We start from the raw sequence: 26,595 nt of genomic DNA, 5'->3' as shown, positions 1-26,595 counted from the left end.
AATGGCATTGTTTGCTATTGAACGGGGTCTTAGCCAAAGGCGAGCAAGCTGGCTTTGTACGACACCGCGATCGGGGCTTCATTATAGTTCAAAACGAGAACGTCGTGACCGGCATCTGTCGGCCGCGTTGCGTGTAGTGGTGCGGGAGGATCCCAGTTGGGGCTATCGTTTATCAGGCGCCTATCTGCGGCTCAGAGGTTGGCAGGTAAACAACAAACGCGTATATCGACTCTGGCGGCTTAATGGCCTGTGTTTGCCGCCTTATCGCCCTCGACGGAAAATTCGCACTGGGGTAAAACTGGAGGGATTGGCGCTACGACGGAATGATGTGTGGGCATGGGATTTCGTACATGACCGCTATCATGACGCAGAGCTTCTGCGGTGCTTGACGGTCAAGGACGAAGCAACCGGTTATTGTCTGGCAATCAAAACTGGTCGATACCTACAGAGTCAACACGTGAAAGCGGTGCTACGTGAATTAATCATTCGCTACGGAATTCCCCGAGCCATTCGCAGCGACAACGGAGCTGAGCTGTTGGCCCTCGTACTGCGCGAGGAACTGGAAAAGGATGATATTAAGCTAGCCAATATTGAACCGGGAAAACCCTGGCAAAATGGCAGCAATGAAAGCTTCAACGGCATTTTCCGCTAAGGAGTGTTTAAATGCAGAGATATTTGGTAGCCTGACCGAAGCCAGAGTTGTTATTGAACAGTGGCGTTGCCGATATAATGAGCGGCGACCCCACGGTTCACAACACTACGTCACGCCAGAGATGGCGTATTTTGGATTACGTGAAATGCGGAGAACCTAACACGCCAAGTGGCCATAGAATGGGGGCATTTCAGCCTCATTTTCCGACAGCCACATCCCCAATAATTCCTTGTGGCCTTCCTTCCAGGTTGACGCTCAGAGCGAGATAAATCGCTTTATTGATCACTTTCTTGTCTTGCCGGATTTTAACGACAATGCAGTCCAGATAAACAATAGGCTAAATCGCATCCAGGGGGCGAGATTGCCATTCGTCAACCTGCTCGATAACCGCATCAGTAACTTTGGATATGAGTGTGGCGGAGACATCGGCTCCGTACATTTCCTTGAATGTCGTGACGATTTCGCGGGTCGTCATACCCTGAGCATACAAGAAGAGGATCTTGTCATGCATTGAGGCAAATCGACGCTGGTGCTTTTTAACCAGTCGGGGTTTAAAGCTGCCCGCTCTATCTCGTGGAGCATCCAGTTCAAACTGGCCATCTTCCGTTTGCAAGGTCTTGCCAGTAGTGCCGTTGCGGCTATTACTCGCTTCGGACTGTTCATGTTTGGCAAAGCCAAGATGATCATCCGGTTCGACGTTGAGTGCCGCATCGACCGTGATTCTGGGCAGCATTTGCCGAAACTCGTTGAGATCTTCTTCAGTTTTGATGTGATTAGCGACCGCCTGGGCTATCGCCTGGAGCTCTTTCTTGTCGATCATCTGCCTATCCTCTTGTCTGGGCTTAATGACAGGCGGTTACACAGAATTTAGGTCTGTCTCAAAAAAGCGGCCAGTTAGTTCCCGTTGTCAAATATCGCCGCTTTATCAATGGGAATATCCTGAAGCTGTAGGCGTACCGGGAAGTTGTGCCTAGAACTTGCTCCTCAGCAGCAACATATCATCCTGATTATTCATCTCCACCCGTTTCAGGAAACTCATCCCCAACAGCACCCGCCTCGGAGAAGAGCCTTTGATCACCACCGCCTGGACATTCTGTAGCGCGATATCACCCACTTTAACCTTGTCCAACATCAGGGAGTAGGCCTCAGCAAAACCCGAGGCCGTGTTCACGCCGGATTTTTTACCCTTCAGACGATACTGAATGCCCAGCCGCTTTGCCTCAACTTCGCTTATAGCAATGATGGTTGCCCCTGTATCGACCATCATATCGGTCATTCTTCCATTGATGCTGCCAATCGTATTAAACGCGCCGTTGGTATCTCTCCAGATCTTTACCTCCGCCGCCTCCCGTTTGGCAAAACTGCCGCCGTACTGAGATCCAAGACCATAAGGATTCTGTCGGCCATTCACCTCGATCACCGCTTCATCGGTATTGGCGGAAATCAGCCGAACCCCTTCAGGGCTGGTATCACCTGCCTTCAGGAAACGCCGTTTGCCGTCTATCTCCACCATTGCCTTATTCTTGAATAAAGCAACCACTCTGACCTTCTCAACCGCCATAGCGGTTATTGGCCAGACAGTACCCAGCAGGGAGATCAGCAGGAGAATAAAGGTGATTTTGCTTCTCATAGCATTCCCTTCTATACAGAAACCTAAAACAAAAAACAGGCAGCCAGCTGCAATAGCATAAGACCATACAGCCCGGCGACAATATCATCCAGCATGATCCCCCAGCCACCACCCACACGCCGGTCCAGCCAGCCGATGGGCCAGGGTTTCCAGATATCGAATATCCGGAACAGCACAAATCCGCCAATTAGCCAGCCAGGCCCGGCAGGGGCCAGCCAGAGCGTCAGCAGAAACCCGACCCACTCATCCCAGACAATCCCCCCGTGGTCATGTACGCCCAGATCTTTTGATGTCCGGTCACACAACCAGACACCGATAAAAAACATGGCAGTCACAACCAGGAGATAACTCCATGGCGCCAGAGGCTGTAGCAGAAAGTAAAGAGGCACTGCCGCCAGCGTCCCGAATGTGCCCGGAGCTTTCGGGGCCGCACCGGAACCTAACCCGAATGCCAGCAGGTGGACAGGGTTTCGCCAATCCGGTTGAGGTTTACCGTCCGCCCGTGAAATGCTCAAACCCTCTGCTCTCCATTACCAACTCTTCTCCATCGGCCCTCAGGCAACAGACCGCGTCCCCCGCTCCAATGGTTCCAATCTGCGTCAAATTCACATCAAGTTGTGTGGCTACTGCCTCGATCTCGCCGCGATATCGTGAGGGTACGGTAACACAGAGCTCATAGTCATCTCCCGCAGCCAGAGGCAGTGACCAGTCGTTCAACTGCTCGATATATGATCTTACAGCCGATGACAGAGGAATTTTTTCCAACTCGACAGTGGCCCCGACACCGCTGGCTTCACAAATATGCCCAAGATCCGAAAGCAGGCCATCAGAGATATCTATCCCGCCGCGGGCAATACCCGCCATCGCCATGCCGGCGGCAAGCCGGGGTTCGGGACGGTGAAGTCTGTTTATCTGATCACGGCCCAAGCCGCTGGGAAGAGAATCACCCTGTTCGGCAAGGAGTGCCAGACCGGCATCCCCCAGGTCTCCGGTAACATAGATAAGGTCTCCCGGTGAAGCCGCATTACGCCGCAGCGCTTCGCCCGGCGCCACAAAACCATGGACCTGAACAGAGATATTGAGAGGCCCCCGAGTGGTGTCGCCACCAATCAACTGAACACCGTAACGATTGGCCAGCCCGGCAAAGCCACGGCTGAATGCCTCAAGCCAAAGCGGATCCGCTTTCGGTAGCGTCAGGGCAAGGGTTGCCCAGGCGGGCTTGGCACCCATCGCAGCCAGATCACTCAGGTTGACGGCCAGACTTTTGTATCCAAGAGACTCCGGATCTGCCCCGGGAAAGAAGTGCACGCCCTCCACCAGGGTATCGATGCTGACTGCCAGCTCAAAACCATCCGGCACTTGCAATAACGCACAATCATCACCGATACCAAGTGAGACATCGTCCCGAACACGGCCTGCTCTGGAGAAATAGTTGCGGATCAGGTCAAATTCAGAAAGTGCCATAACGAAAGGATACACGTACTCCAGCAAGGTAGTAGTAATGAGTCAGCGCTAAATGGTGCTTTACTAAAGGGAGCCTCTAAAAAACCCCAAAAATCAGCGGAGAGTTTGAGTCACCGGAAACTCAAAAACGCATATTGTGCATCAGGACTATTCTGGGCACCGCGTAGGCAATGAAATTGACGTTAAGCTCTGTGGCGGGCTCCTTAAGAGGGTAGCTCGGTCAACCCGAAAATGGATGAAGCGCCGAACCGCTGTCGAGCCGGTTATTGGTGGACACCTTAAATCAGACAATTAGGTTAAATCGAAACTATCTTAAAGCTGAATATGATAATAAAGCTAATATGGTTTTGGCGGCAGCAGGATATAATTTAGCCAAGTTGTTAGCTTGGTTTTATTGTGCTTGGATAAGGTTAGCGGGAAATCGTATGATTATTCCAAAATATGGGCGGAGAATCAGATCTAAAAGGTCTAAGGAACCAGATCCTCAACCTGATACTTCAGGGACAACCAGTCAGGTCTTCTAGGAACTGCTGGATGAGAATAACAGTACAATGGAAAAGTGTCTGGGCCGATTCTGCTTACCGCGGTGTAGAACGGGAAGCCGCTTTGCCGGGTGCGCATTACCGCAGTCAGATTCATCGCAAGTCGACACGCAAACGCCCCCTTGAATGAACGGGAGCGAAAGTTTGGGCTCGAGTTGAGCACGTGTTTGCCTGGCAGGCCAATCGACTAGTGCGTAGCATCGGGCAAGTCAGGGACGGGGTGAAGATTGGAATGATGAATTTGGTGTACAACATGCGTCGATTGGTGTGGCTGGCCGGATGAAGCGAGGGATGGATATGGGTGTTGCCAGAAAAATGAGCGTGAAAATACCGAGTCCTCCCGGTTTGCTAGAGACTTATTGGCCTTTGTCAGGTTTTTAGAGGTTCCCTTGAGCTGAAATTCCTATTCAGGTACTCCATCCGTCATACCGGCGCAGGTTCCGGGATGACGATGGTTTTGAGTTTTAGTAATTGCCACTCGGTTCAGAGTCAGCTTGCTGGAGTACTAGCCCACAGCCGGATAAAGACGGCAAAGACTACGCAGGTAAGTCAGATGGTTATTTCTTACGCTTGGCCTCGACCTCTGTCTTGCGGACTTGGTGGGCCAGTTTATCTAGCGCACCATTGACGTACTTGTGTCCCTGCTCGGCCCCGAAGACCTTTGCCAATTCCACCGCCTCATTGATCACCACCTTGTAGGGAACCTCAAGCCGATTAATCAACTCGTAGGCCCCCAGGCGAAGAATAGCGCGCTCTACCGGATCAACGCTCTCGATGGAGCGATCGAGGCAAGGGGTGAGCTTCTCATCCAGCTTACTGAGGCTGGCTGGAATGCCGTGTAACAGCAGATCAAAATAATCCAGCTCAAACCTGCCTGTATCCTGTTCCGACAGAAACTGATCATGGATATCTCTGATATTCTGCCCGGTCATCTGCCACTGATAGACCGCCTGAACTGCGTGGTGCCTGGCTTGGCTGCGTTTTTTACTCATCAGTCGAGCTGACGGAGTATGTTGACCATCTCTACGGCGGACATTGCCGCTTCCGCTCCCTTGTTACCCGCTTTGGTTCCGGCACGTTCAATCGCCTGTTCGATGGTATCCACGGTCAGCACACCAAAGGCGATGGGAATGGTATGTTTCAGTGTAACCTGGGCCATCCCTTTCACACACTCACCGGCAACAAAATCGAAATGGGGGGTGCCACCCTGGATCACCGCGCCCAGAGCAACAATCGCATCATACTCATCCTTGGCAGCGATTTTCTCCAGTACCAGTGGCATCTCAAAAGCACCCGGCACGCGCACAATGGTGATGTCAGCATCCTTGGCGCCATGTCGTTTCAGGGCATCAATAGCACCCTCCAGCAGGCTCTCGACGACAAAGCTGTTAAAGCGTGCCACGACTAAGCAGAAACGGGCGTTTTGAACTGTCAGCGCACCTTCGATGGTTTTAATTGCCATTATTGCAAGACCTTAGTTTCAGCGGGTTTCAACCCATTCTATTACAAAGTGCAAAGAGGTGAACAGCCGGATTACTTGCAATCCACATACTCCACCACCTCCAGGCCAAATCCGGAGATGCCGTGCAGACTCATGGGAGTACTCAGAACCCGCATTTTCTGAACACCCAGATCAGAAAGAATCTGCGCCCCAATACCGAAAGTTCGGAGGTGGCTGCGTGGATCACGCTGATTCGATTCATCACCCTGGGTATGAGATTTAAACTCCTGCATCCGCTGGATAATCTCCCGGCTGCTGTCGTGATTACGTAGCAGCACAATAACACCTTCACCCCCTTTGGAGATCTGTGCCATAGCATTGCTTACCGGCCAACTACAGTTTTTGCTGTCGATAGAGAAAAGATCACACAGCGTATTCTGCATATGTACCCGTACCAATATCGGCTTCTCCGGATCAACCTCCCCCAGCACCAGTGCCAAGTGCAGCTCACTATCGATAGAGTCTTCGAAAGCTACCAGCCGGAAATCACCGTATTTAGTCGGAAGTGTGCATTCACTGACCCGCTCCACGGTCTTCTGATTACGCACGCTGTAATGAATCAAGTCAGCGATAGTGCCAATCTTCAGCTCATGCTCTTTGGCAAACAGCTCCAGATCGGGCCGACGGGCCATGGAACCATCTTCATTGAGAATCTCGACAATCACCGCGGCTGGAGTCAAACCCGCCAGACGCGCCAAGTCGCAGCCGGCCTCAGTATGTCCGGCACGCACCAGCACACCACCGGGCTGTGCCATCAGGGGAAAGATATGCCCTGGCTGCACCAGATCCTGAGGTACGGCATCTTTTTTCACCGCCGCCAGAACAGTTGCCGCTCGGTCAGCAGCGGATATACCCGTTGTCACCCCTTCTGCCGCCTCTATGGAGACAGTAAAATTGGTCGAATACTGAGCTTCGTTGATATCTACCATCAACGGCAGACGCAGCTGCTGACAGCGCTCTTTGCTAAGGGTTAGACAGATTAGCCCACGGCCAAAACGAGCCATGAAATTGATCGCCTCCGTTGTCACCATCTCTGCCGCCATCAGCAGATCGCCTTCATTTTCGCGATCTTCGTCATCCATGATAATAACCATCTTGCCTTGGCGCAGATCTTTTATAATTTCTTCAGTTGTATTGAATGCCATAACTACTACCGCGCAACAGAGCGCTGTGAAAAGGAACTGGGCATTCTACCAAAGCAGAGGGCAACACCCAAGCATAGAAAAATCAGCGGAAAAAACATAAGGGGCTGTCCTAGGTAAATAAATTATTTTAGGATAGCAAAGTGAGAAAAAGCAGATTAAGTAGGTACAAACAAAGTCGATTAATGGGGATATTTGTAGCGAGTACAACAACACGAACAGATGTCTCTTTAAGTTGGCGTCAATAAAACAACGGCGGAATATTACTTTCATCGACTTAGACAGGTTATCTATGACTACAGTGAGCATTTGGAATTGCTGGACGGAGAAATAGAAGTGGGCGAAAGTTATTTTGGTGGTAGGCTCAAAGGAAAGGGAGATCGAGGTGCGGTCGGTAAAGTTCCTGTATTTGGCTTGCTAAAGCGCAACGGGAAGGTATTTACCGTTATTATTCCCGTCGAATAAATCACAGTAAGCTATTCGCAAACAAGCCTAACCACATTACACAGAATAAAGGATAGTGAATTTTTGGAACTAGGCAAAGCGGCATATGCGTCAGCTTAACGGTGTACCAAAAGGCCTTTTTCATCTCTATTTTGAAGGAGTGTGAATGACGATTTGACAACAGTGATCCAAAAAGTCAGTTAAAACAACTTAATTAATGGGTTAAAAACAAAGTTAGCTGATTAACTTAGGGCGACCCCCTAGTTTTATCTGCAACAGGTAGAGAATGCTACTAATGACCGCTGAATTTTTTCCTACTGTGTGTCCTCATGACTGCCCATCTGCCTGCGCGCTCGAGGTGGAACGAATCGATTCCCATACCATTGGTAAAGTGCGCGGGGCAAAGGCGAACAGCTACACCCAGGGGGTAATCTGTTCTAAAGTGGCGCGTTACGCCGAGCATGTACACCACCCTGATCGACTGACGCGCCCGATGAAGCGTGTCGGCCCCAGGGGAGAGGAGCGGTTTGTCCCGGTCAGCTGGGATGAGGCCCTGGACGAGGTTGCACAAAATTTCCAGCGCATAGCAGGAGAATACGGCTCAGAAGCCATCTGGCCCTACTATTACGCAGGTACTATGGGACAGCTTCAGAGGGATGGCATCCACCGTTTGCGGCATGGGATGGGTTATTCAGGACAAAAAGGTACCATTTGTACCGCCCTCGCCTATGCGGGCTGGAAGGCGGGTGTGGGTGCCGCCTGGGGCAGTGATCCCCGTCAGATGGTGGAGAGCGACCTGATTGTCCTTTGGGGATGCAATGCGGTGGCAACCCAAGTCAATGTCATGACCCTGGTGAGTAAGGCGAAGCGAGGCCGCGGAGCAAAACTGGTTGTTGTCGACCCCTACAGAACGGCAACCGCAGCAAAGGCGGATATTCACCTGATGCCAAGGCCGGGTACGGATGGCGCCCTGGCTTGTGCTGTGATGCACCTGCTGTTTGCCGAGGGGTATGCCGATAGGGCCTATCTTCAGAAGTACACAGATGTTCCGGAGCTGCTTGAGCAGCACTTGTCTGAGCGATCCCCGGAATGGGCTGCCGGGATAACCGGTATTCCAGCGGAGGATATCCGACAGTTTGCCCGATTGTTCGGCAAGACTAAACGCAGCTTCATACGCCTGGGCATCGGTTTTTCACGCAGCCGCAATGGTGCTCATAATGTCCATGCTGTGAGCTGTCTCCCTGCGGTGACCGGTGCTTGGCAATACCCGGGTGGCGGTGCCCTGCTGGGTACCAGTGACCTGTTCCACCTGGATAAAACCCTGATTGAGGGCCAGGATCTTCGTAACCCCGACATCCGAGTGCTGGATATGTCGCGTATCGGCTCGATTCTGTGTGGCAACAGGGAGGATCTGGGGGGCGACATCCCAGTCAAAGCGCTGTTTATCCAGAACACCAATCCGATGCTCGTGGCTCCCGACCTGAATGCCGTTCATAAAGGCTTTGCCCGGGAAGATCTCTTTATCTGCGTTCATGAGCAGTTTATGACGGAGACAGCGCGCATGGCGGATATCCTGTTGCCCGCTACCACGTTTCTTGAACACGATGATCTCTATCAGAGCTATGGGCAGATGCACCTGCAGATGGGTCCGGCTGTCATCTCACCTCCTGGTGAGTGCCGGTCAAATCACCAGTTGATCTGTGATCTGGCAAAGCGCCTGGGAGCGGAACATCCTGGATTTGAGATGAGTGCCGCCGAGGTGATCGATGCCACTCTTAAAGCCTCTGGCTACCCTGCACTGGCAGAGCTGACAGAGCAGCGCTGGCTGGATTGCAGTAAAGATTTTAATCAGATGAATTTTATTGATGGATTCAGCTGGCCCGATGGGCGATTCCGCTTTAAACCTGAATGGCGAGAATCAGGGCCTTTGGGCAGTGCCATGCCAGAGTTGCCTGATCACTGGGATATTATTGATAACTCCGATGAAGAGAGACCCTTCAGGCTGATTACTCCTCCAGCCAGAACTTTCCTGAATTCAACGTTTACTGAAACGCCGGGCTCGCGGAAAAAAGAGTCTGCTCCCAGGCTTCTTATTCACACAAAAGATGCTGCGTCTCTTACTGTTGATTCGGGTGATCGGGTAGTGGTTGGGAATCAGCGTGGTGAGATTGATGTTGAGGCGCAGATTACGCCGGGTATAGCTTCAGGAGTGGTTGCGATAGAGGGTATATGGCCGGGTGATCACTTCCCGGGAGGGCAGGGTGCGAATGTTCTGATCAGCTCAGATATTCCTGGCCCGAATGGTGGTGCGGTGTTTCATGACACGGCTGTCTGGGTGCGGAAAACAGGGACTTCAACGGACCAGTGACTGTATCGGTGATGGGTGGCCGACACCGTGCCGGCCGACAAGCCTGTTGCATCCGGACCCACCAGCACTTTCAGGGCTTCACCGATCTCTCCACTGGAAATCCCCTTCAGGTAGAGCCACGGCAGCGCCGCTTCCAGTGACTTCGTCTTGCGTACATACGGCGGCACCAGAGCTGATCGGAACGTCACCGGCTCGCCGGTCTTCGCTCGTATTTTGGGGATCTTGACCGTGACCGGCCCCAATCCTGTCTGCAGTTTACGAGCTGGCAGGTGACCATTACGCACCACACCCGCCGTGCCATCCTCTGTCCGTCGCTCGACGTGCTCCGCCAACAGCTCCAGCAGCTCGGCCTCCACCGCCTGGTAGATCAACTGCTCTGCACCGCTTCTCGGCAACTCTGTCAGCGGATCGATAATCGTATCTCGAACTGCCAGCTTAACAACGTTATTCTTACTCATGGTGGCGTATCTCCAATGGTTGTTTTGATGTCTCGCAACAACAAATCAACCAGATACCCCGCTCTTTTTCAATTCCTTTCAAACACCACTTTCAGTTATAACTCTGCATCGATCGTGATTTTGGTCAGCATTTGCCGAAACTCGTTGAAATCTTCTTCAGTTTTGATGTGATTAGCGGCCGCCTGGAGCTCTTTCTTGTCGATCGGCTGCCTGTCCTCTCCCTTGTTTGGGTTTAATGATAGGCAGTTACACAGAATTCAGGACAGTCTCTATTTTGTTGTTGATAGAGGGGAGTCCACATAAGCGAAGCGAAGGCCGGTAGACCCAAGCCGTGAGGCCGCACTGCGTAGCCTGCGCCGAGTGAAACGATGGTGTGGCGAAGCGGCACGTATGCAGGGCGGCCGGGGCAATAACAGGCTATCGAGGATCGAGTGTGTTTTGGGGACTGGGATGTCCCAAAACGCATCACGAGATCGAAGGCACACTTGTTTGTTTTGATACAATGCGTTCACCGCAACCCATTGGAAAACAAAAAGAAAATCAGGACTTTGCCCATCGTAATACGATCTTCTCACAAAGACTAAAACTTGCTCCAAGAGATGAATTCTAGACCTTTGCCAACCAGCATCATACTGGCCGTTCTTTTCGGACAGTGTCCCGATGGTCGCAGTTTCTGAGCCTTAGGATGGCACAGCTATCAGGCCGGAACAGCTTGCGCGATATTGTGGATAATATCTCTGCACTGCACAGGCACATCGTGCCTATCATCTTGGCAGTGCGAAGCTTTCCCGTTCTAATCTGGCTCGCATAAATGAGGACAGACCCTGCGGCCTATACGAAGCTCTATTTGGAAAGCTTTTGAAGCGTTGCCATGAGATGACTCCAATCCATGGTTTTCGTTTCAGTAATCCGCTTTATTCACTGGATGTTTCTACCATCGATCTCTGCCTATCCGTCTTCCCCTGGGCTGATTTTCGAACAACAAAGGGGGCCATTAAACTCCATGTTGGATTGAATCATGGTGGCTATCTTCCGGAATTTATTACCATCACGGAAGGCAAGACCAGTGACGTCACCATTGGCCGGACACTGGAGTTTCCCAAAGACGGCATTGTCGCTGTTGATAGAGGTTATAACGATTATGCGTAGTATAACCAATTGATAGGAAAAGGAATGTTCTTTGTCGCTCGCCTTAAGTCCAATGCTAAAATCCGTGTTGTAAAACGCCGTCCAGTCTTGTCGAAGAAAGGGGTTGACCTGTGACCAAACCATTGAATGCACAGATGGCAAAGAAATGTCTAATCCCATTACGCCGCATGGGTTGCCGAGATCCGGAAACCGGTAAGCATTATGTGTTTCTAACCAATAATTTCAAACTAGCGGCCAAAAGCATTGCCGATATCTATGAAGTGCGTTGGAAGGTGGAACTATTCTTCAAATGGATCAAACAGAACCTGAAAATAAAATTCTTTATTAGAACAAGTAAGAATGCAGTAATGACGCAGATTTGGATTGCACTGTGTGTTTATCTACTTTTGGGATTTATCAAGTTCCAGTCAAAGCGGAAGAAAAGCATGCAGCAAATATTGCATTTATTACAGCTCAATCTGTTTGAAAAACGGGACCTGATGGCCTTGCTGCGAGGTGGTCCTCTCAGCGACAAACAGCCAGACATAAATCAGATGGTTTTGATATGAAAGTTAACGGGACAGCAGTGTGTTAAAATGGACCTTTAATTTCGCCGGAGTAAGGCTTCATGTTCAGCAAAGATATGCAGATTAGCGGTTATGACGATGAGCTATGGGAAGCTATCCAGGCGGAGGAGGTTCGGCAGGAAGAGCACATTGAGCTGATCGCTTCTGAAAACTACACCAGCCCACGGGTGATGCAGGCTCAGGGCTCGGTGCTGACCAATAAGTATGCCGAAGGCTATCCTGGAAAGCGCTATTATGGCGGCTGCGAATATGTAGATAAGGCGGAACAGCTTGCCCTGGACCGAGCCAAACAGTTGTTTGGAGCCGATTACGCCAATGTTCAGCCACACTCCGGTTCTCAGGCCAATGCCGCTGTGTATATGGCGCTGTGCGCTCCCGGCGACACTATTATGGGCATGAGCCTAGCTCATGGCGGTCATCTGACCCACGGCGCCAAACCGAGCTTTTCGGGCAAGCTTTACAATGCCGTTCAGTATGGTCTGAATCCTGACACCGGCGAGATCGATTATGACGAAGTGGAGCGTTTGGCCAGGGAACATAAACCGAAAATGATTGTGGCCGGCTTCTCTGCCTACTCCCGTGTGGTCGATTGGCAGCGGTTCCGTGATATTGCCGATGAAGTGGGCGCTTGGCTGTTTGTCGATATGGCCCATGTTGCCGGTCTGATAGCGGTGGGTCTCTATCCCAGCCCGGTTCAGATTGCCGATGTCACAACCACCACGACTCATAAAACCCTGCGGGGTCCGCGTGGCGGCCTGATTTTGGCCAAATCCAATCCGGAGATTGAGAAGAAGCTCAACTCCCTGGTTTTTCCGGGTACTCAGGGTGGCCCGCTGATGCACGTGATTGCCGCCAAGGCAGTCGCCTTCAAAGAGGCGATGGAACCAGAGTTCAAGGTGTATCAACAGCAGGTGAAAGATAATGCCCAGGCCATGGCTCAGGTGTTTATCGACCGTGGCTACGATGTTGTATCCGGTGGTACCGATGACCATCTGTTCCTGGTCAGCTTTATTCAGGCCGGTCTGACAGGTAAGGATGTGGATGCATGGCTGGGGGCGGCCAATATCACGGTCAATATGAATGCGGTGCCCAATGATCCACAGTCGCCTTTCGTTACCAGCGGAATTCGTGTCGGCACGCCTGCGCTGACGACGCGCGGGGTCGGTGAGGCAGAGGCGGTGGAACTGGCGGGGTGGATGTGTGACATTATCGATGCCCGTGGTGACCAGGCCACTATTGACCGGGTCAAGGGGCAGGCACTGGATCTCTGTAGCCGCCACCCTGTCTATCAATAAACCGCTGTCGGGGGTTGGACTCTATTCGTCCGGAAATACTGTTTTCACCTCGAAGCGCACGAACGGGTAACCAATTAGTTTTCTTCGTGTTCTTTGTGGTGAATTATGAATTTCTGAGCGGGCACTGGATGAGCCCCAGGTCTTCAAATAATGCGTTGTCCTTTTTGTGGTGCCCAGGATACTAAAGTGGTCGACTCCCGGCTGTTTGGGGAAGGCGATCAGGTGCGCCGCAGACGGGAGTGCGCTGTCTGCAAAGAGCGCTTCACCACTTATGAGACGGCAGAGCTCAATCTCCCCCGGGTGATTAAGCAGGGTGGCAGTCGGGTGCCGTTTGACGGGCGCAAACTTGCATCCGGCATGACCCGGGCGCTGGAAAAGCGGCCGGTCAGTACCGCGCAGGTGGATGATGCGTTGAATCATATCCGCCGCAGGCTGTTGGCCACGGGTGAGCGCGAAGTCTCCTCCCGGCAGATTGGCGAGTGGGTGATGGATGAGCTGCGGGCACTCGACCAGGTTGCCTATGTCCGGTTTGCTTCGGTCTATCGCAAGTTTGAGGATGTTAACGCGTTCATGGAGGAGATCAAGAGTCTGGGGACGCAACTCCCGCCTGATACAAAACGTCAACAACTCGATCTTCTGGATGATGGCGAATCATGACCGGTCAGGAGCAGCACCACTTCATGGCGCGAGCCATTCGTCTGGCAAACCAGGGCCTCTATACAACACACCAAAATCCTCTGGTTGGGTGTGTGCTGACTCGTGATGAGGTTATCGTTGGCGAAGGTTTTCATCGGCGTGCCGGCGAGCCTCATGCCGAGCGAAATGCCTTGGCGGTAGCAGGTGATAAAGCGGAAGGTGCAACCGCTTACGTTACTCTGGAGCCCTGTTGTCATCATGGACGGACACCGCCCTGTACCGATGGGTTGATTGAGGCTGGTGTCAACCGGGTGGTGGTGGCCATGGAAGACCCAAACCCGCGGGTGGCAGGCCAAGGGATTGCTTTGCTGAGAGAGGCTGGTATTGACGTAGTCTCGTCTGTTTTGGAGTCCGAAGCTAGGGCTCTTAATCCCGGTTTTATCAAGCGAATGATGGCAGGCACCCCTTATGTCCGTTGTAAGCTGGCGATGAGTCTGGATGGGCGTACTGCTATGGCCAGCGGGGAGAGCAAGTGGATTACCGGTGAGTCGGCACGCCTGGATGTGCAGCGCCTGAGGGCACGCAGTGATGCGATTGTTACCGGGATTGGCACAGTACAGGCGGATGACCCTTCCATGGACGTGCGCATTGACCTCTCTCTTCTTGACGGGGTTGAATTTGAAACGGACCGTCCCCGGCCTATACGCGTGGTTTTGGACCCTGGTCTGGCGATGCCGGCGGATGCCAGAATGTTCAGGCTGCCGGGGCGAACCCAGGTCATCTGTGTTGGTGATCCCGGCCCCGCTCGGCAGGCGCTGGAGTCTGCGGATGGAGAAGTTATTGAGCTCCCAGGTGAAGGTGAGGCCATCGATCTTCAGTCGTTGATGACGCACTTGGCAGGTGAGGAGATTAATGAAGTATTGATTGAAGCCGGGCCGACACTGGCTGGCGCTGCACTGGCTGCCGGGGTGATCGATGAACTGGTGATTTATGCGGCACCGCATATTATGGGTAGTGACGGTAGGGGGTTGTTCCATCTGCCTGAGCTTGAATTGATGCGTGATCGGGTGGAGTTGAGTATTACCGATCTGCGTATGGTAGGGCGGGATATACGGATTACTGCCCGGCCCGGGATTTGTGCTCAGTAGGTCAGGTCCGGGTGGTCGAGGGCATGGAGGAGTTATAGTCAAATCTGGTGTTTAGCCAGTTGAATCAAGCGGCGACCTGATCGACTCCTGCTACCTCAACACCCTCTTTAAATTTGATTCCGGTTATCACCTTCGCCAGATAATCAAAACCCCGTAATCGTCTCCACTTCTTCTCGGCACACCTGCCGAGTTTGAACATCATGTGTAGCATGCCGTCACGCGATAGACAGCCCTTGGAACGCTTGGTTCGATGGCGGATTGTCCCGAAGGTGGATTCAATCGGATTGCTGGTCCGAATGCTCTGCCAGTGCTGCGCAGGAAATTGATAGAAAGCCATCAGTTCCTCTCGGTCTTTGTGCAGACAGATGGTAGCCTTCGGATACTTTGGCTCATACGTTTTGATAAACAGATCAAAGGCCTTTTCCGCATCGGCCTGGGTCTCCGACTGCCAGATGTTATGCAGTGCCTGCTTCGCTTTCGGCTAAGCTGACCTTGGCAGGCAGTTCAGCACGTTCATGGTCTTGTGCATCCAGCAGCGCTGCTGGCGCGTCTCCGGATACACTTCCTCCAGCGCAGCCCGGAATCCCATGGCACCGTCACCGATCGCCAATTTTGGCGGGGTCAGTCCGCGTGACTTCAGTTTCAACAGTACCTCCCGCCAACTCTGTGTGGACTCCCGTACACCATCCTCAATTACCAGAAAATGCTTCTCACCACGCTCATTCACGCCGATCACCACCAGGGCACACAGCTTCGTCTGCTCTGCTCTCAATCCGCTGTAGACACCGTCTGCCCACACATACACCCAATGGCGCTTATCCAGACGCTCTTCGCACCAGCCCCGATATTCTTCTGCCCAGACCTGCTTCAGACGCGACACCGTGCCGGCCGACAAGCCTGTTGCATCCGGACCCACCAGCACTTTCAGGGCTTCACCCATCTCTCCACTGGAAATCCCCTTCAGGTAGAGCCACGCCAGCGCCGCTTCCAGTGACTTCGTCTTGCGTACATACGGCGGCACCAGAGCTGATCGGAACGTTACCGGCTCGCCGGTCTTCGCGCGAACTTTGGGGATCTTGACCGTGACCGGCCCCAATCCTCTCTGCAGTTTACGAGCTGGCAGGTGACCATTACGCACCACACCCGTCTTGCCATCCTCTGTCCGTCGCTCGACGTGCTCCGCCAACAGCTCCAGCAGCTCGGCCTTCACCGCCTGGTAGATCAATTGCTCTGCACCACTTCTCAGCAACTTTGTCAGCGGATCGATAATCGTATCTCGACCTGCCAGCTTAACAACGTTATTCTTACTCGTGGTGGCGTATCTCCGATGGTTGTTTTGATGTCTCGCAACAACAAATCAACCAGATACCCCGCTTTTTTTCAATTCCCTTCAAACACCACTTTCAGTTATAACTCTTAGGCAACAGGTAAAGCCCGACAGTATTGTTCATACCGACACATGGAGAAGCTTTAATGCATTAGATGTCTCAGAATTTAAGCACTATCGAATAAATCACAGTAAGCTATTCGCAAACAAGCGTAACCACGTTAACGGAATAGAGAACTCTTGGAACCAGGCAAAGCGGCATATGCGTCAGTTTAACGGCGTACTAAAAGACCGTCTCCATCTCTATTTTAAAGGTGTGTGAATGGCGATTTAACAATAGTGATCAAAAAAGTCAGTTAAAACAACTAAATCAATGGGTTAAAGACAAATTTAACTGATTAACTAGGACAGCCACTTAATCAATCTAAATATCTCTGTGGGCTCTGTGCTCTCTGCATTTCCAGACTAAATTTTGAATACCATGAAAAAACCTAAACTAATACTCATCGACCTGGATGGCACCCTGGTAGACAGCGTTCCTGATCTGGCTTTCAGCGTTAACAGCATGATGGAGCAGATAGGACGCGCCACTTACCAAGAGGCACAAGTCCGCAACTGGGTGGGAAACGGCGTCGAGCGCTTGGTAAAGCGCGCCTTGCTGAATGCACTGGATGGCGAGCCAGCAGAAAATTATTTTGAAAAAGCGTACCCATTATTCATGACAAGCTATGGTCAGCACAACGGCGAGCGTTCACAGCTCTACCCTGGCATCAGGGAAGGTCTGGACCAATTGAAATCGGCAGGTTATCAGTTGGGCTGCGTCACCAACAAAGCGGAGCAGTTCACCATTCCTCTGCTTAAGGCGTTGGGTATTCACGACAACATGGGCATTATCATCAGCGGCGACACGCTACCAAAGAAAAAACCCGATCCAATGCAGTTACTGTATGCTGCGGAACATTTTGGCATCGGTTCGGATGAGTCAATAATGGTAGGTGACTCCATACACGATGTAACCGCAGCGCGGGCGGCAGGTTTCCAGGCAGTCAGTGTCCCCTATGGATACAACCATGGCCAGGACATCCGCGATGCCGAACCTGATGCCGTGATAAATTCTCTGGCGGACCTCCCCGAATTGCTCGAACAGGCATTGCGACTCGCAACTTAATCTGATTTAGATTATCGTTTACGGAACAGACACAAAAACCAAACCCTAATGAATCTCTCCGATCACAACAAGACACTGAAGACAGGTACACGATGGCGCTGGTGAAGCCCCCCGTACACCTGCCGCTAACCCTTGTGTGGAGAGAGAGATGATTCCCGAACAGTTCGACCAGCTGGCCGCTGAAGGCCACAACCGCATTCCTCTGATGTGCGAAGTTCTTGCCGACCTCGACACCCCACTGAGTGTCTACCTGAAACTTGCGGATGGGCCAAACTCCTATCTGTTTGAGTCGGTACAAGGCGGTGAGAAGTGGGGGAGGTACTCCATCATCGGACTCCCCTGCCGTACCCTGATGCGTGTCAGAGACCACAACATTACCGTAGAGACTGACGGCAAGGTGATCGAAGAGCACCATGCTGAAGACCCATTGACTTTTATCGAAGAGTTCCAGCAACGGTACAGGGTGGCCGAACAGGAAGGTCTACCCCGTTTCACCGGCGGTCTGGTAGGCTATTTCGGCTACGACACCATCCGCTATATCGAACCCAAGCTGGCCGAGTGCCCTAATCCGGATACCATCGACAACCCGGACATTATGCTGCTGGTTTCCGATGAAGTGGTGGTGTTTGACAACCTGCGGGGACGGCTCTACGTCATTGTCCATGTAGACCCCACCAACGGCGGCAACTACGACTCCGGTAAAAAGCGCCTTCAGACGGTGGTCGAACGGATGCGGGAATGCCTGCCGGACCAACCGGAGCGACCCCGGCATGAGATTGATGAATCTCACTTCATCTCCGGCTTTACCGAAAAAAGCTTCAAACAGGCAGTTGAACGCACCAAGGGGTACATACTTGATGGCGACTGCATGCAGGTGGTTCTTTCCCAGCGCCTCTCTATTCCTTTTCATGCATCGCCACTGGATCTCTATCGGGCCTTGCGAGGGCTGAACCCCAGTCCTTATATGTATTTTCTTAATCTTGCTGACTTCCACATCGTCGGCTCTTCCCCTGAAATCCTTGCTCGCCTGGAAGATAACGAAGTAACTGTGCGGCCCATTGCCGGCACACGCCGTCGGGGTCATACAGATGAGGAGGACAATGCCTTGGAAAAAGAGCTGCTTGCTGACCCCAAGGAGCTGGCCGAGCACCTTATGCTGATAGACCTTGGTCGTAATGACGCTGGTCGCGTGGCTAAAACCGGAACAGTAAAATTGACCGACAAAATGATCGTGGAACGTTACTCCCACGTTATGCACATCGTCTCTAATGTAGTCGGTGGGCTGAAAGATGGCATGAGCGCCATGGATGTTCTCAGGGCCACTTTCCCCGCTGGCACTGTCAGCGGAGCGCCGAAAATCCGCGCTATGGAAATAATCGATGAACTGGAGCCGGTGAAACGCGGCGTCTACTCAGGTGCCGTCGGCTATCTCTCCTGGAACGGCAATATGGATACAGCCATCGCCATTCGCACCGCGGTGATCAAGGACAAAACCCTGCATATTCAGGCAGGCGCCGGCATCGTGGCTGACTCCCAGCCCCATCTGGAGTGGAAAGAGACCATGAACAAAGGGCGCGCCGTTTTCCGGGCCGTAGCTCTGGCCGAGGCCGGACTTGAGAACAACAACTGTGAGGAGGCGTAACCATGTTGTTAATGATCGATAATTATGACTCCTTTACCTATAACCTGGTCCAATACTTTGGCGAGTTAGGGGCTGATGTACGGGTCTATCGTAACGATGAAATCGATATCGCCCTCATTGAGCAGCTCAACCCTGACCATATCGTTATCTCACCCGGCCCCTGCACCCCCAAACAGGCCGGCATTTCGGTAGAGACCATCAAGACCTTCGCCGGACGCAAGCCGATACTCGGCGTCTGCCTGGGCCATCAGTCCATTGGGCAGGCCTTTGGTGGCAAGATCATTCATGCCAGGAAGGTGATGCATGGCAAGACCTCACCGATCTATCATGCGAATACCGGCATCTTCAGCGGTCTGAATAATCCCTATGAAGCCACCCGGTACCATTCCCTTGTAATCGAAAAAGAGAGCCTTCCGGCATGCCTTGAGATCACTGCCTGGACCCAAAATGAGGACGGATCCATGGGTGAGATCATGGGAATTCGGCATAAGAAGTTGGATGTGCAGGGCGTACAATATCATCCCGAGTCGATCCTCACCGAGCATGGTCACGATCTGCTGCAAAATTTTATTGAGGGGAAATAGAGATAGGGAACCCCAGGAGCCTGTACCCTCAAAAAACTCTGTGGGTGCTACGATCTACTGTGATCTCGGCGTCCCGGACAAAAACCAACTTCTAGGAGCAACAATAATGGAAATGCCACAAGCAATCAACCAGGTGCTCAGCCATAAGAATCTCAGCACTGATGAGATGACCAGTGTCATGCGTACCATCATGACCGGAGGTGCAACTCAGGCCCAAATCGGCGGCTTTCTGATTGGTTTGCGGATGAAAGGAGATACCGTCTCTGAAATTGCAGCAGCAGCCTCAGTAATGCGAGAATTGGCAACGCGTGTGGAAGTCGGCAGAGATTATCTGGTCGACACCTGCGGAACAGGGGGCGATGCCTCAGGCACTTTCAACATATCCACTGCCAGCGCCTTCGTTACTGCAGCGGCAGGGGGTAGGGTAGCCAAGCATGGCAACCGCTTCATCTCATCCAAATCCGGTTCCGCCGATGTTTTGGAGGCTGCCGGCGTCAGACTTGACCTCTCCCCGCAACAGGTTGCCCAATGCATTGAGGAGATCGGTGTTGGCTTCATGTTCGCCCCGGCCCATCATGGCGCAATGAAACACGCAATTGGTCCGCGCAAGGAGATGGGTGCTCGTACCATATTCAATGTACTTGGTCCTCTCACCAACCCCGCTGGAGCACCAAATCAAATATTGGGGGTTTTTAGCGACCAACTGCTCGATCCTCTGGCCAATGTACTGCAGAAACTAGGCAGTAACCACGTTATGGTAGTCCATGCACGGGATGGTCTGGATGAAATCAGCATCGGAGACACAACAGAAGTAGCAGAACTCAAGGATGGCCGGATACGACGTTACAGCATCCAACCCGAAGATTTCGGCCTCTCACGCACCCCCATTTCCAACATCAAGGCGGCCGATGCCCAAGAGAGTCTCGATATTATCCGCGCCCTGCTGGAAAACAAGCCGGGGCCAGCCCGCGACATCGTTCAGCTCAACGCAGGTGCTGCTATCTACACTGCCGGCCTGACTGACACACTGGCGGGAGGAATCGAAAAAGCCGGCGAAGTCATTGTCGGCGGCGAGGCCCGCAGCCGTCTGGACAGGCTGGTTATACTGAGCCAAAGTTTTGAATGATTATTAAGGGAGTCTCTAAAACCTTTCAAAATCAGCGATATATAGTAACCAACTCAACCAAGTATCGATAAAATCCATACAACCGAGTTTTTTGATCATCAAGACCGAATTGAACTCCTTGGGCAACTGGGAGACCCGCAGCCAAAGCTGGAAAGGACCGTAGACTAGGAGGCTTTTCGGGTATTGTTGGGCTCAGTTTGGTGGATTTGACTCCAAAGTGCGTCACTTGGATAACTAAAAAGAGATGATCTGAATGCTTGGTAAAATGAGGTTTTGAAATTTTATTTACACAGGAGGAGCACAAATCATGTAGTGGATTCAAGTGCTTTTGTGGAAAACGAAACAGACCTAAATGCTGTGTAACTGCCTGTCATTAAACCCAAACAAGGGTGAGGATAGGCAGACGATCGACAAGAAAGAGCTCCAGGCGATAGCCCAGGCGGCCGCTAATCACATCAAAACTGAAGAAGATCTCAACGAGTTTCGGCAAATGCTGCCAAAAATCACGGTCGATGCAGCACTCAACGTTGAACCGGCAGATCATCCTGGCTTTGCCAAACATGAACAACCCGAAGCGAGTAATAGCCGCAACGGCACGACCAGCAAGACCTTGCAAACGGAAGATGGCCAGTTTGAACTGGATACTCCACGAGAAAGAGCGGGCAGCTTTAAACCCCGGCCAGTTAAAAAGCACCAGCGTCGATTTACCTCAATGGATGACAAGATCCTCTTCTTGTATGCTCAGGGTATGACGACCCGCGAAATCGTCACGACATTCAAGGAAATGTACGGAGCCGATGTCTCCGCCACACTCATATCCAAAGTCACTGATGCAGTTATCGAACAGGTTGTTGAATGGCAATCTCGCCCCCTGGATGCGATTTATCCTATTGTTTATCTGGACAGCATTGTCGTTAAAATCCGGCAAGACAAGAAAGTGATCAATAAAGCGATTTATCTCGCTCTGAGCGTCAATCTGGAAGGCCACAAGGAATTATTGGGGATGTGGTTGTTGTTGGCGGGCACTGTGCCCGGGATAGCGGGCTGTTGGCTCAGGGTGTTGTCGCCATCGATCAGGTTGATTGTGGTGCTGTACGCGCCCTGGTTGTTTGGAAACGTCCCTTTCTTGGCATTGTATCACTGACAGTTCTGCTCGATAAGGTGGGCTCTATATTGGCAAATATTGTTCTCTGACCCGGTTTTCGTTTTATTTAGCAGTCGGCCTCGAAAATGCCTCGGCTATCAAATACCAAACGAAGTCTTTTTGAAAAACGCAGGTGGCGCATTTGCAGCTTGCAATCCACAGCTTTGGCGCATCTAAAGGGTACTGACAAAATGCCAGTAAGTTAAGCCGTAACTCATTAATTCTGCTATAATAATTATCCCCATAAGTGCCGACATTTACCACGATATTAAGGTCGCAATATGAAGCTTACCAAGGTCATTTGAATCTATTTATACCTACATAAATACAGCTATCTCTGATAATCATTTTAAGATCAAACACTGCCTCTCAAAAAACAGTTTCACGCGTAATCGTAAACTTAGTTTCCCCTCCTTGATTCTGTATTTTCTAAACCTCAGAAAAAATGCTGCGCAGGTGGAGCTTGATCGATTTTATAAAGCACTCAAGAATCGAAAACAGGCCGCTCAGGAAATCACCAAATCTGCTTTTTTTCAAGCTAGAAAACAGCTCTCTCATGCGGCATTTATTGAGCTGAATCAGATCATCACACAAGATTTCCATGATCGTTTCAGCGGCTATCAAAAATGGAATGGATTTCGACTCTGTGCGATTGATGGCTCATAAATTCGTTTACCCAATGAAGAGGATGTGCAGCACGTTCATGGTCTTGTGCATCCAGCAGCGCTGCTGGCGCGTCTCCGGATACACTTCCTCCAGCGCAGCCCGGAATACCATGGCACCGTCACCGATCGCCAATTTTGGCGGGGTCAGTCCGCGTGACTTCAGTTTCAACAGTACCTCCCGCCAGCTCTGTGTGGACTCCCGTACACCATCCTCAATTGCCAGAAAATGCTTCTCACCACGCTCATTCAGGTAGAGCCATGGCAGCGCCGTTTCCAGTGACTTCGTCTTGCGTACATACGGCGGCACCAGAGCTGATCGGAACGTCACCGGCTCGCCGGTCTTCGCTCGTACTTTGGGTATCTTGACCGTGACCGGCCCCAATCCTGTCTGCAGTTTACGAGCTGGCAGGTGACCATTACTCACCACACCCGCCTTGCCATCCTCTGTCCGTCGCTCGACGTGCTCCGCCAACAGCTCCAGCAGCTCGGCCTCCACCGCCTAGTAGATCAACTGCTCCGCACCGCTTCTCGGCAACTCTGTCAGCGGATCGATAATCGTATCTCGAACTGCCAGCTTAACAACGTTATTCTTACTCATGGTGGAGTATCTTCAATGGTTGTTTTGATGTCTCGCAACAATAAATCAACCAGATACCCCGCTTTTTTTCAATTCCTTTCAAATAACACTTTCAGTTATAACTCCCTGTTCAGCTACTACGCCTGGAACATGGCCTTGAGCGAAAGCCTCTATCCCACCTTTCAAACACTAGAAATCACACTGCGTAACAGCATCCATAATGCAGCTCATCAGTATTTCAAAAGAGAGGGCTGGTATAGCGACCGCCAGATCATCAAGCATCCCAATGATGTCGGCGCATTAGATAAAGCAAAAAAGGCGCTGACCAGAATGCTACTTACTTAATCAATAACCTACTGATATAACGAATAAAAAAAGGCTGCTTCAGGTGATAAGATGCTAATTGCCAAACCATCAAACAGCCTTAATGCATCCTAATCAACGCGTCTGCATGTATCAACAAGAGCGTATCACAACCTACGCTACAGCCAGTGATTCCTATGCTTTCTTTAATCGGCTAATCGGCTAATCGGCTAATCGGCTAATCGGCTAATCGGCTAATCGGCCCAGGGTTTCTCAATCAAGTCGAATCATTGTTACCGGAACATCGGGAAAGGCTGTTTCCGCCAACAGAGACGTTATCGATGTTTCTGGCTTTAGAACCATGCTTGGTACTTTGGACGCTGGTGATCTCCTTCTGTGGGATGCTTTTTATGCCACCTGTTTTCTGTTGTGTGCTCTTCAGGCCAAAGGAGTGGATGGCGTTTTCGAGCAACATGGTTCAGGCGCAGCACGGATTTTCGCCAGGGAGAGCGCCGGGGGCCCGCGAAATCATCTTATCGAAATAGACAAGCCAAAAGTCAAACCCGCCTTGAAGGCACTCTATCGGGACCGTTGGCAGGTAGAGTTAGATATACGCAACATCAAGACCACTCTGGGAATGGAAACATTAAGTTGTTGCACACCGGAAATGGCGGAAAAAGAGCTGTGGGTCTATCTTTTGGCTTACAATTTGATCCGTTTACTGATGGCTCAGGCGGTTTTACTGGCTGACGTCATTCCTCGACAACCTGGCTTCTGCATACATAGGGAGATAAAAAAGACCCACCGTGAGGCTAAGGAAACCCATGGAAGTCCGGGAATGGTAGCGGCGTTGAACAATCGTGGCATCGGCTGCTGTGAGAATACAGTGGCGAGACTGATGCGAGAAAATGGTATTAGAGCTAAAATGGACAGAAGGTATAAGCCAAGACAATGGAAGCCCGGTTCAGTGATCAAGAAAGCTATGATGGTCCGAGTTTATCCCATGAAATATAGGTTGCAGATTTTACCTATATAAAGATTGGTGGTGACTTTATGTACTTTTCAATCGTAATGGATTTACATACTCGGAAGATTGTCGGAATTGAGGTGAGCAAGAAGCGTAATGTTGATATGATGCTGAACACGATTAAGAAGGCACTGACAGCCCACTCTGAGCATTGCTCGAAAGTGTTTCACTCGGATCGTGGGATTAGATATGCAAATCACATGGTGGGTGATTGGCTCAAGGATCTTGGAGTTGAGCAAAGTATGTCTGGGAAAGGAAATGGTTACAACAATGCTCATATGGAATCATTTTTCCATACCTATAAGTCTGAGTTTTACTATACAGAACCATTTAGAAGTTTTCTGGAATTCAAGAGAAAAACAACAAAGTATGTCCGTTTTTAGAATGTGGGCTGTAGCATGTCCAGTAGATTTTGAAAGACAGGTATTAGCAAGTGTCAACTTTTAATGGGGAAGATCAAATTGCTCCAAGGACTGTTTATCCAGAGATAGTGTACTGCATATGCTGTTCAAGCTCAGCCAATGTGCTGAGAAAGACTGGCGCAAACTGCGCAGGGTTAATTAGTCGACCCTGAAATATTCATAACGCAATGATTTATATAAAATAAGCGTCTAAATTTGATAAAATAAACGTCCGTGAAAGGGGTAAAAGCAGAGAAAAACTGGACGAAACAGAGGTGGATAATTGAGCAAAGCCAAGACAGCCAATCCCAACCAGCAAAGTTTCCTGCACCAGAACTTACTGGATCAGCTGAACCCCAAGCATCCACTTTTGCTACTGGCCAGACAGATAGACTGGTCATATTTTGATGCTGAATTTGCCCCGCTTTACTCTCATCTTGGAAAGCCCTCAAAACCGATCTGCCTAATGGTGGGCCTCTCGATACTCAAGCATCTGGAAGACCTCAGTGACGAGGTTCTGATTCAACGCTGGATACAAAATCCCTACTACCAGAGTTTTACGGGTGAGATCGAATTCCAATGGCAACTTCCTTGTGACCCCTCCGACCTGACTTACTTCAGAAAGCGTATTGGCAACGAAGGTTTTGAAAAGGTCCTGGCTGCCTCTATCGCCTTACATCAAGAAAAGGCGATCGAAGATGAAATGTGTATCGACACTACCGTACAAGAGAAAAACATTACCTTTCCAACTGATGCAAAGCAGTACCGAAAGATACACGGGCAGTTACTCAAGATGGCCCGAGCAGAAGGTATCGTGCTCAGTCGAAGCCATGAGAAGGAAGTAAAAATTCTCAAGCTCCCCACCCGATTTGCCACACATCCGAGGAATCGTAAAAAGGCACGTAAGGCCGTCAAGCGATTAAAGACCATCAGCGGCCGATTACTGCGTGAAATACAGCGTAAGATGACCGGAGAACAACAGAAATTCTATGCAGAAAAGTTCGCCCTGTACCAGCGCATGCTGAATCAGAAGCGTGCTGATAAAAATAAGTTGTACAGCCTACATGAACCTCATATTTACTGTATGAGCAAAGGCAAGGCCCAGCAGCGTTATGAGTTTGGCACCAAGGCATCAATCACCACCACAAGGGACGCGGGCATTGTGATTGGTGCCCTGGCTTTTGAGAAGAATGTATTTGATGGTCACACCGTACCTGAGGTCTTGGCACAGGTGAAACGTCTCATCAATCGAGTACCCAAAGTGGGTATTGCTGATCGAGGTTACCGGGGCAAATCAAAGGTTAATGACACACAGATAGTAACGCCAAAGCCTGCCAGGAAGAATACCTCAGAAGAAGCCATGGCATTAGCCAGAAAACGTTTCAGAAGACGAGCTGGCATTGAGCCTGTGGTCACTTAAAGAGTGACCACAGGCTAAAAAGGAACTTTCCTAAAGGCTTTGCCGGGGATCAGATTAACTTGCTTATGGCGGCGGCTGCCTTCAACTTTAGAAAATGGATGAAGGAGGTTCTTTTTGTGCTGAAAAATATCATGTCCATACTGTTGTTCCTGTTTGCAAAACAGAAACAACAGTATTATTAAGTGCCTGGAATGAATATTTCAGGATCGACTAATT

At 51.0% G+C, this 26,595-nt stretch carries 21 protein-coding genes and 11 pseudogenes; 22 read left to right on the top strand and 10 right to left on the bottom strand.

The window, feature by feature from the left end:
• Position 1 precedes the first annotated feature (1 nt).
• Together MN084_RS15540 and MN084_RS15535 are read left to right on the top strand one after the other, a co-directional pair.
• Positions 2–652 (top strand): DDE-type integrase/transposase/recombinase, encoded by a 651-nt coding sequence (locus MN084_RS15540; protein WP_330178156.1) that lies wholly within the window; start codon positions 2–4, stop codon positions 650–652.
• Positions 624–812, top strand: coding sequence for a transposase (locus tag MN084_RS15535; protein WP_241085855.1), 189 nt, complete (start codon positions 624–626; stop codon positions 810–812). The genes MN084_RS15540 and MN084_RS15535 overlap by 29 nt, the downstream gene beginning before the upstream one ends.
• A gap of 35 nt (positions 813–847) precedes the next feature.
• Here the strand turns inward: MN084_RS15535 and MN084_RS15530 are convergent.
• The 4 genes and pseudogenes from MN084_RS15530 to thiL all read right to left on the bottom strand — a co-directional run.
• Positions 848–1,469: pseudogene (locus tag MN084_RS15530) on the bottom strand (IS256 family transposase); the annotation flags it as partial.
• Positions 1,470–1,622: 153 nt separating this feature from the next.
• On the bottom strand, positions 1,623–2,282 hold the full coding sequence (locus MN084_RS15525) for a retropepsin-like aspartic protease family protein (RefSeq protein ID WP_241085856.1): 660 nt from the start codon (positions 2,280–2,282) through the stop codon (positions 1,623–1,625).
• Positions 2,283–2,305: 23 nt separating this feature from the next.
• Positions 2,306–2,791 (bottom strand): phosphatidylglycerophosphatase A family protein, encoded by a 486-nt coding sequence (locus MN084_RS15520; protein WP_241086064.1) that lies wholly within the window; start codon positions 2,789–2,791, stop codon positions 2,306–2,308.
• Positions 2,772–3,746 (bottom strand): thiamine-phosphate kinase, encoded by a 975-nt coding sequence (thiL, locus tag MN084_RS15515; RefSeq protein WP_241085857.1) that lies wholly within the window; start codon positions 3,744–3,746, stop codon positions 2,772–2,774. The genes MN084_RS15520 and thiL overlap by 20 nt, the downstream gene beginning before the upstream one ends.
• Positions 3,747–4,280: 534 nt before the next feature.
• On the opposite strand from thiL, the gene MN084_RS19935 reads away from it, so the two are divergent.
• Both MN084_RS19935 and MN084_RS15510 read left to right on the top strand, forming a co-directional pair.
• Entirely contained in the window at positions 4,281–4,418 is a 138-nt protein-coding gene (locus MN084_RS19935; RefSeq protein ID WP_445083845.1) for a hypothetical protein, read from the top strand.
• Between the two features lie 6 nt (positions 4,419–4,424).
• A pseudogene (locus tag MN084_RS15510) lies at positions 4,425–4,571 on the top strand (IS5/IS1182 family transposase); the annotation flags it as partial.
• 274 nt (positions 4,572–4,845) lie between these two features.
• On the opposite strand, the gene nusB reads toward MN084_RS15510, so the two are convergent.
• From nusB to ribBA, 3 genes are all read right to left on the bottom strand, one after another.
• Positions 4,846–5,280: a transcription antitermination factor NusB gene (gene nusB, locus MN084_RS15505; protein WP_241085858.1), complete on the bottom strand. Its 435-nt coding sequence runs from the start codon at positions 5,278–5,280 to the stop codon at positions 4,846–4,848.
• Positions 5,280–5,750: a 6,7-dimethyl-8-ribityllumazine synthase gene (gene ribH, locus MN084_RS15500; protein ID WP_241085859.1), complete on the bottom strand. Its 471-nt coding sequence runs from the start codon at positions 5,748–5,750 to the stop codon at positions 5,280–5,282. Before ribH ends, nusB begins: the two co-directional genes overlap by 1 nt.
• A gap of 71 nt (positions 5,751–5,821) precedes the next feature.
• On the bottom strand, positions 5,822–6,934 hold the full coding sequence (gene ribBA, locus MN084_RS15495) for a bifunctional 3,4-dihydroxy-2-butanone-4-phosphate synthase/GTP cyclohydrolase II (RefSeq protein ID WP_241085860.1): 1,113 nt from the start codon (positions 6,932–6,934) through the stop codon (positions 5,822–5,824).
• A 140-nt stretch (positions 6,935–7,074) separates the two neighbouring features.
• Between ribBA and MN084_RS15490 the strand changes: the two are divergent.
• Both MN084_RS15490 and MN084_RS15485 read left to right on the top strand, forming a co-directional pair.
• Positions 7,075–7,593 (top strand): annotated as a pseudogene (locus MN084_RS15490) (IS1595 family transposase).
• Positions 7,594–7,733: 140 nt separating this feature from the next.
• Positions 7,734–9,743, top strand: a complete 2,010-nt coding sequence (locus MN084_RS15485) for a molybdopterin-containing oxidoreductase family protein (protein ID WP_330178155.1) — start codon at positions 7,734–7,736, stop codon at positions 9,741–9,743.
• Between the two features lie 20 nt (positions 9,744–9,763).
• On the opposite strand, the pseudogene MN084_RS15480 reads toward MN084_RS15485, so the two are convergent.
• Positions 9,764–10,201: pseudogene (locus MN084_RS15480) on the bottom strand (transposase); the annotation flags it as partial.
• A 502-nt stretch (positions 10,202–10,703) separates the two neighbouring features.
• On the opposite strand from MN084_RS15480, the pseudogene MN084_RS15475 reads away from it, so the two are divergent.
• The 4 genes and pseudogenes from MN084_RS15475 (at position 10,704) to ribD (ending at position 14,995) form a co-directional block, all read left to right on the top strand.
• A pseudogene (locus tag MN084_RS15475) lies at positions 10,704–11,898 on the top strand (IS4 family transposase).
• Positions 11,899–11,957: 59 nt separating this feature from the next.
• On the top strand, positions 11,958–13,211 hold the full coding sequence (glyA, locus tag MN084_RS15470; RefSeq protein ID WP_241085862.1) for a serine hydroxymethyltransferase: 1,254 nt from the start codon (positions 11,958–11,960) through the stop codon (positions 13,209–13,211).
• A 150-nt stretch (positions 13,212–13,361) separates the two neighbouring features.
• Entirely contained in the window at positions 13,362–13,868 is a 507-nt protein-coding gene (gene nrdR / locus MN084_RS15465) for a transcriptional regulator NrdR (RefSeq protein WP_241085863.1), read from the top strand.
• Positions 13,865–14,995: a bifunctional diaminohydroxyphosphoribosylaminopyrimidine deaminase/5-amino-6-(5-phosphoribosylamino)uracil reductase RibD gene (gene ribD, locus MN084_RS15460; protein WP_330178154.1), complete on the top strand. Its 1,131-nt coding sequence runs from the start codon at positions 13,865–13,867 to the stop codon at positions 14,993–14,995. The genes nrdR and ribD overlap by 4 nt, the downstream gene beginning before the upstream one ends.
• A gap of 64 nt (positions 14,996–15,059) precedes the next feature.
• Here the strand turns inward: ribD and MN084_RS15455 are convergent.
• A pseudogene (locus MN084_RS15455) lies at positions 15,060–16,283 on the bottom strand (IS256 family transposase).
• A gap of 127 nt (positions 16,284–16,410) precedes the next feature.
• On the opposite strand from MN084_RS15455, the pseudogene MN084_RS15450 reads away from it, so the two are divergent.
• The 7 genes and pseudogenes from MN084_RS15450 to MN084_RS15420 form a co-directional block, all read left to right on the top strand.
• Positions 16,411–16,720, top strand: a pseudogene (locus MN084_RS15450) (IS1595 family transposase); the annotation flags it as partial.
• Positions 16,721–16,803: 83 nt separating this feature from the next.
• The gene (locus tag MN084_RS15445) at positions 16,804–17,490 is read left to right on the top strand and encodes a phosphoglycolate phosphatase (protein WP_241085865.1); all 687 of its coding nucleotides are present in this window, start codon (positions 16,804–16,806) and stop codon (positions 17,488–17,490) included.
• Between the two features lie 148 nt (positions 17,491–17,638).
• On the top strand, positions 17,639–19,132 hold the full coding sequence (gene trpE / locus MN084_RS15440) for an anthranilate synthase component I (RefSeq protein WP_241085866.1): 1,494 nt from the start codon (positions 17,639–17,641) through the stop codon (positions 19,130–19,132).
• Between the two features lie 2 nt (positions 19,133–19,134).
• Complete coding sequence (locus MN084_RS15435) at positions 19,135–19,716, top strand: anthranilate synthase component II (RefSeq protein WP_241085867.1); 582 nt, start codon at positions 19,135–19,137, stop codon at positions 19,714–19,716.
• 106 nt (positions 19,717–19,822) lie between these two features.
• Positions 19,823–20,842: an anthranilate phosphoribosyltransferase gene (trpD, locus tag MN084_RS15430; RefSeq protein WP_241085868.1), complete on the top strand. Its 1,020-nt coding sequence runs from the start codon at positions 19,823–19,825 to the stop codon at positions 20,840–20,842.
• Between the two features lie 406 nt (positions 20,843–21,248).
• Positions 21,249–21,854, top strand: a pseudogene (locus MN084_RS15425) (IS256 family transposase); the annotation flags it as partial.
• A 546-nt stretch (positions 21,855–22,400) separates the two neighbouring features.
• Positions 22,401–22,652: a hypothetical protein gene (locus MN084_RS15420; RefSeq protein ID WP_330178153.1), complete on the top strand. Its 252-nt coding sequence runs from the start codon at positions 22,401–22,403 to the stop codon at positions 22,650–22,652.
• Positions 22,653–22,670: 18 nt separating this feature from the next.
• Here the strand turns inward: MN084_RS15420 and MN084_RS15415 are convergent.
• Positions 22,671–23,249 (bottom strand): annotated as a pseudogene (locus MN084_RS15415) (transposase); the annotation flags it as partial.
• Between the two features lie 129 nt (positions 23,250–23,378).
• Between MN084_RS15415 and MN084_RS15410 the strand changes: the two are divergent.
• From MN084_RS15410 to MN084_RS15390, 5 genes and pseudogenes are all read left to right on the top strand, one after another.
• Positions 23,379–23,573: a hypothetical protein gene (locus MN084_RS15410; protein WP_330178152.1), complete on the top strand. Its 195-nt coding sequence runs from the start codon at positions 23,379–23,381 to the stop codon at positions 23,571–23,573.
• 313 nt (positions 23,574–23,886) lie between these two features.
• Positions 23,887–24,306 (top strand): annotated as a pseudogene (locus MN084_RS15405) (transposase); the annotation flags it as partial.
• Between the two features lie 63 nt (positions 24,307–24,369).
• A complete protein-coding gene (locus MN084_RS19930) occupies positions 24,370–24,567 on the top strand; it encodes an IS3 family transposase (protein WP_241086065.1) in 198 nt (65 codons plus the stop codon).
• Positions 24,568–24,584: 17 nt separating this feature from the next.
• Positions 24,585–24,941, top strand: a complete 357-nt coding sequence (locus MN084_RS15395; protein ID WP_330178151.1) for a DDE-type integrase/transposase/recombinase — start codon at positions 24,585–24,587, stop codon at positions 24,939–24,941.
• Positions 24,942–25,242: 301 nt separating this feature from the next.
• Positions 25,243–26,561, top strand: a pseudogene (locus MN084_RS15390) (IS5 family transposase).
• Positions 26,562–26,595 lie beyond the last annotated feature (34 nt).

The organism is Candidatus Vondammii sp. HM_W22 (assembly GCF_022530855.2).
Classification (GTDB): Bacteria; Pseudomonadota; Gammaproteobacteria; order Chromatiales; family Chromatiaceae; genus Vondammii.
Note: the sequence above shows the minus strand (reverse complement) of the source record. Positions and strands in the feature narration are given on the sequence as shown.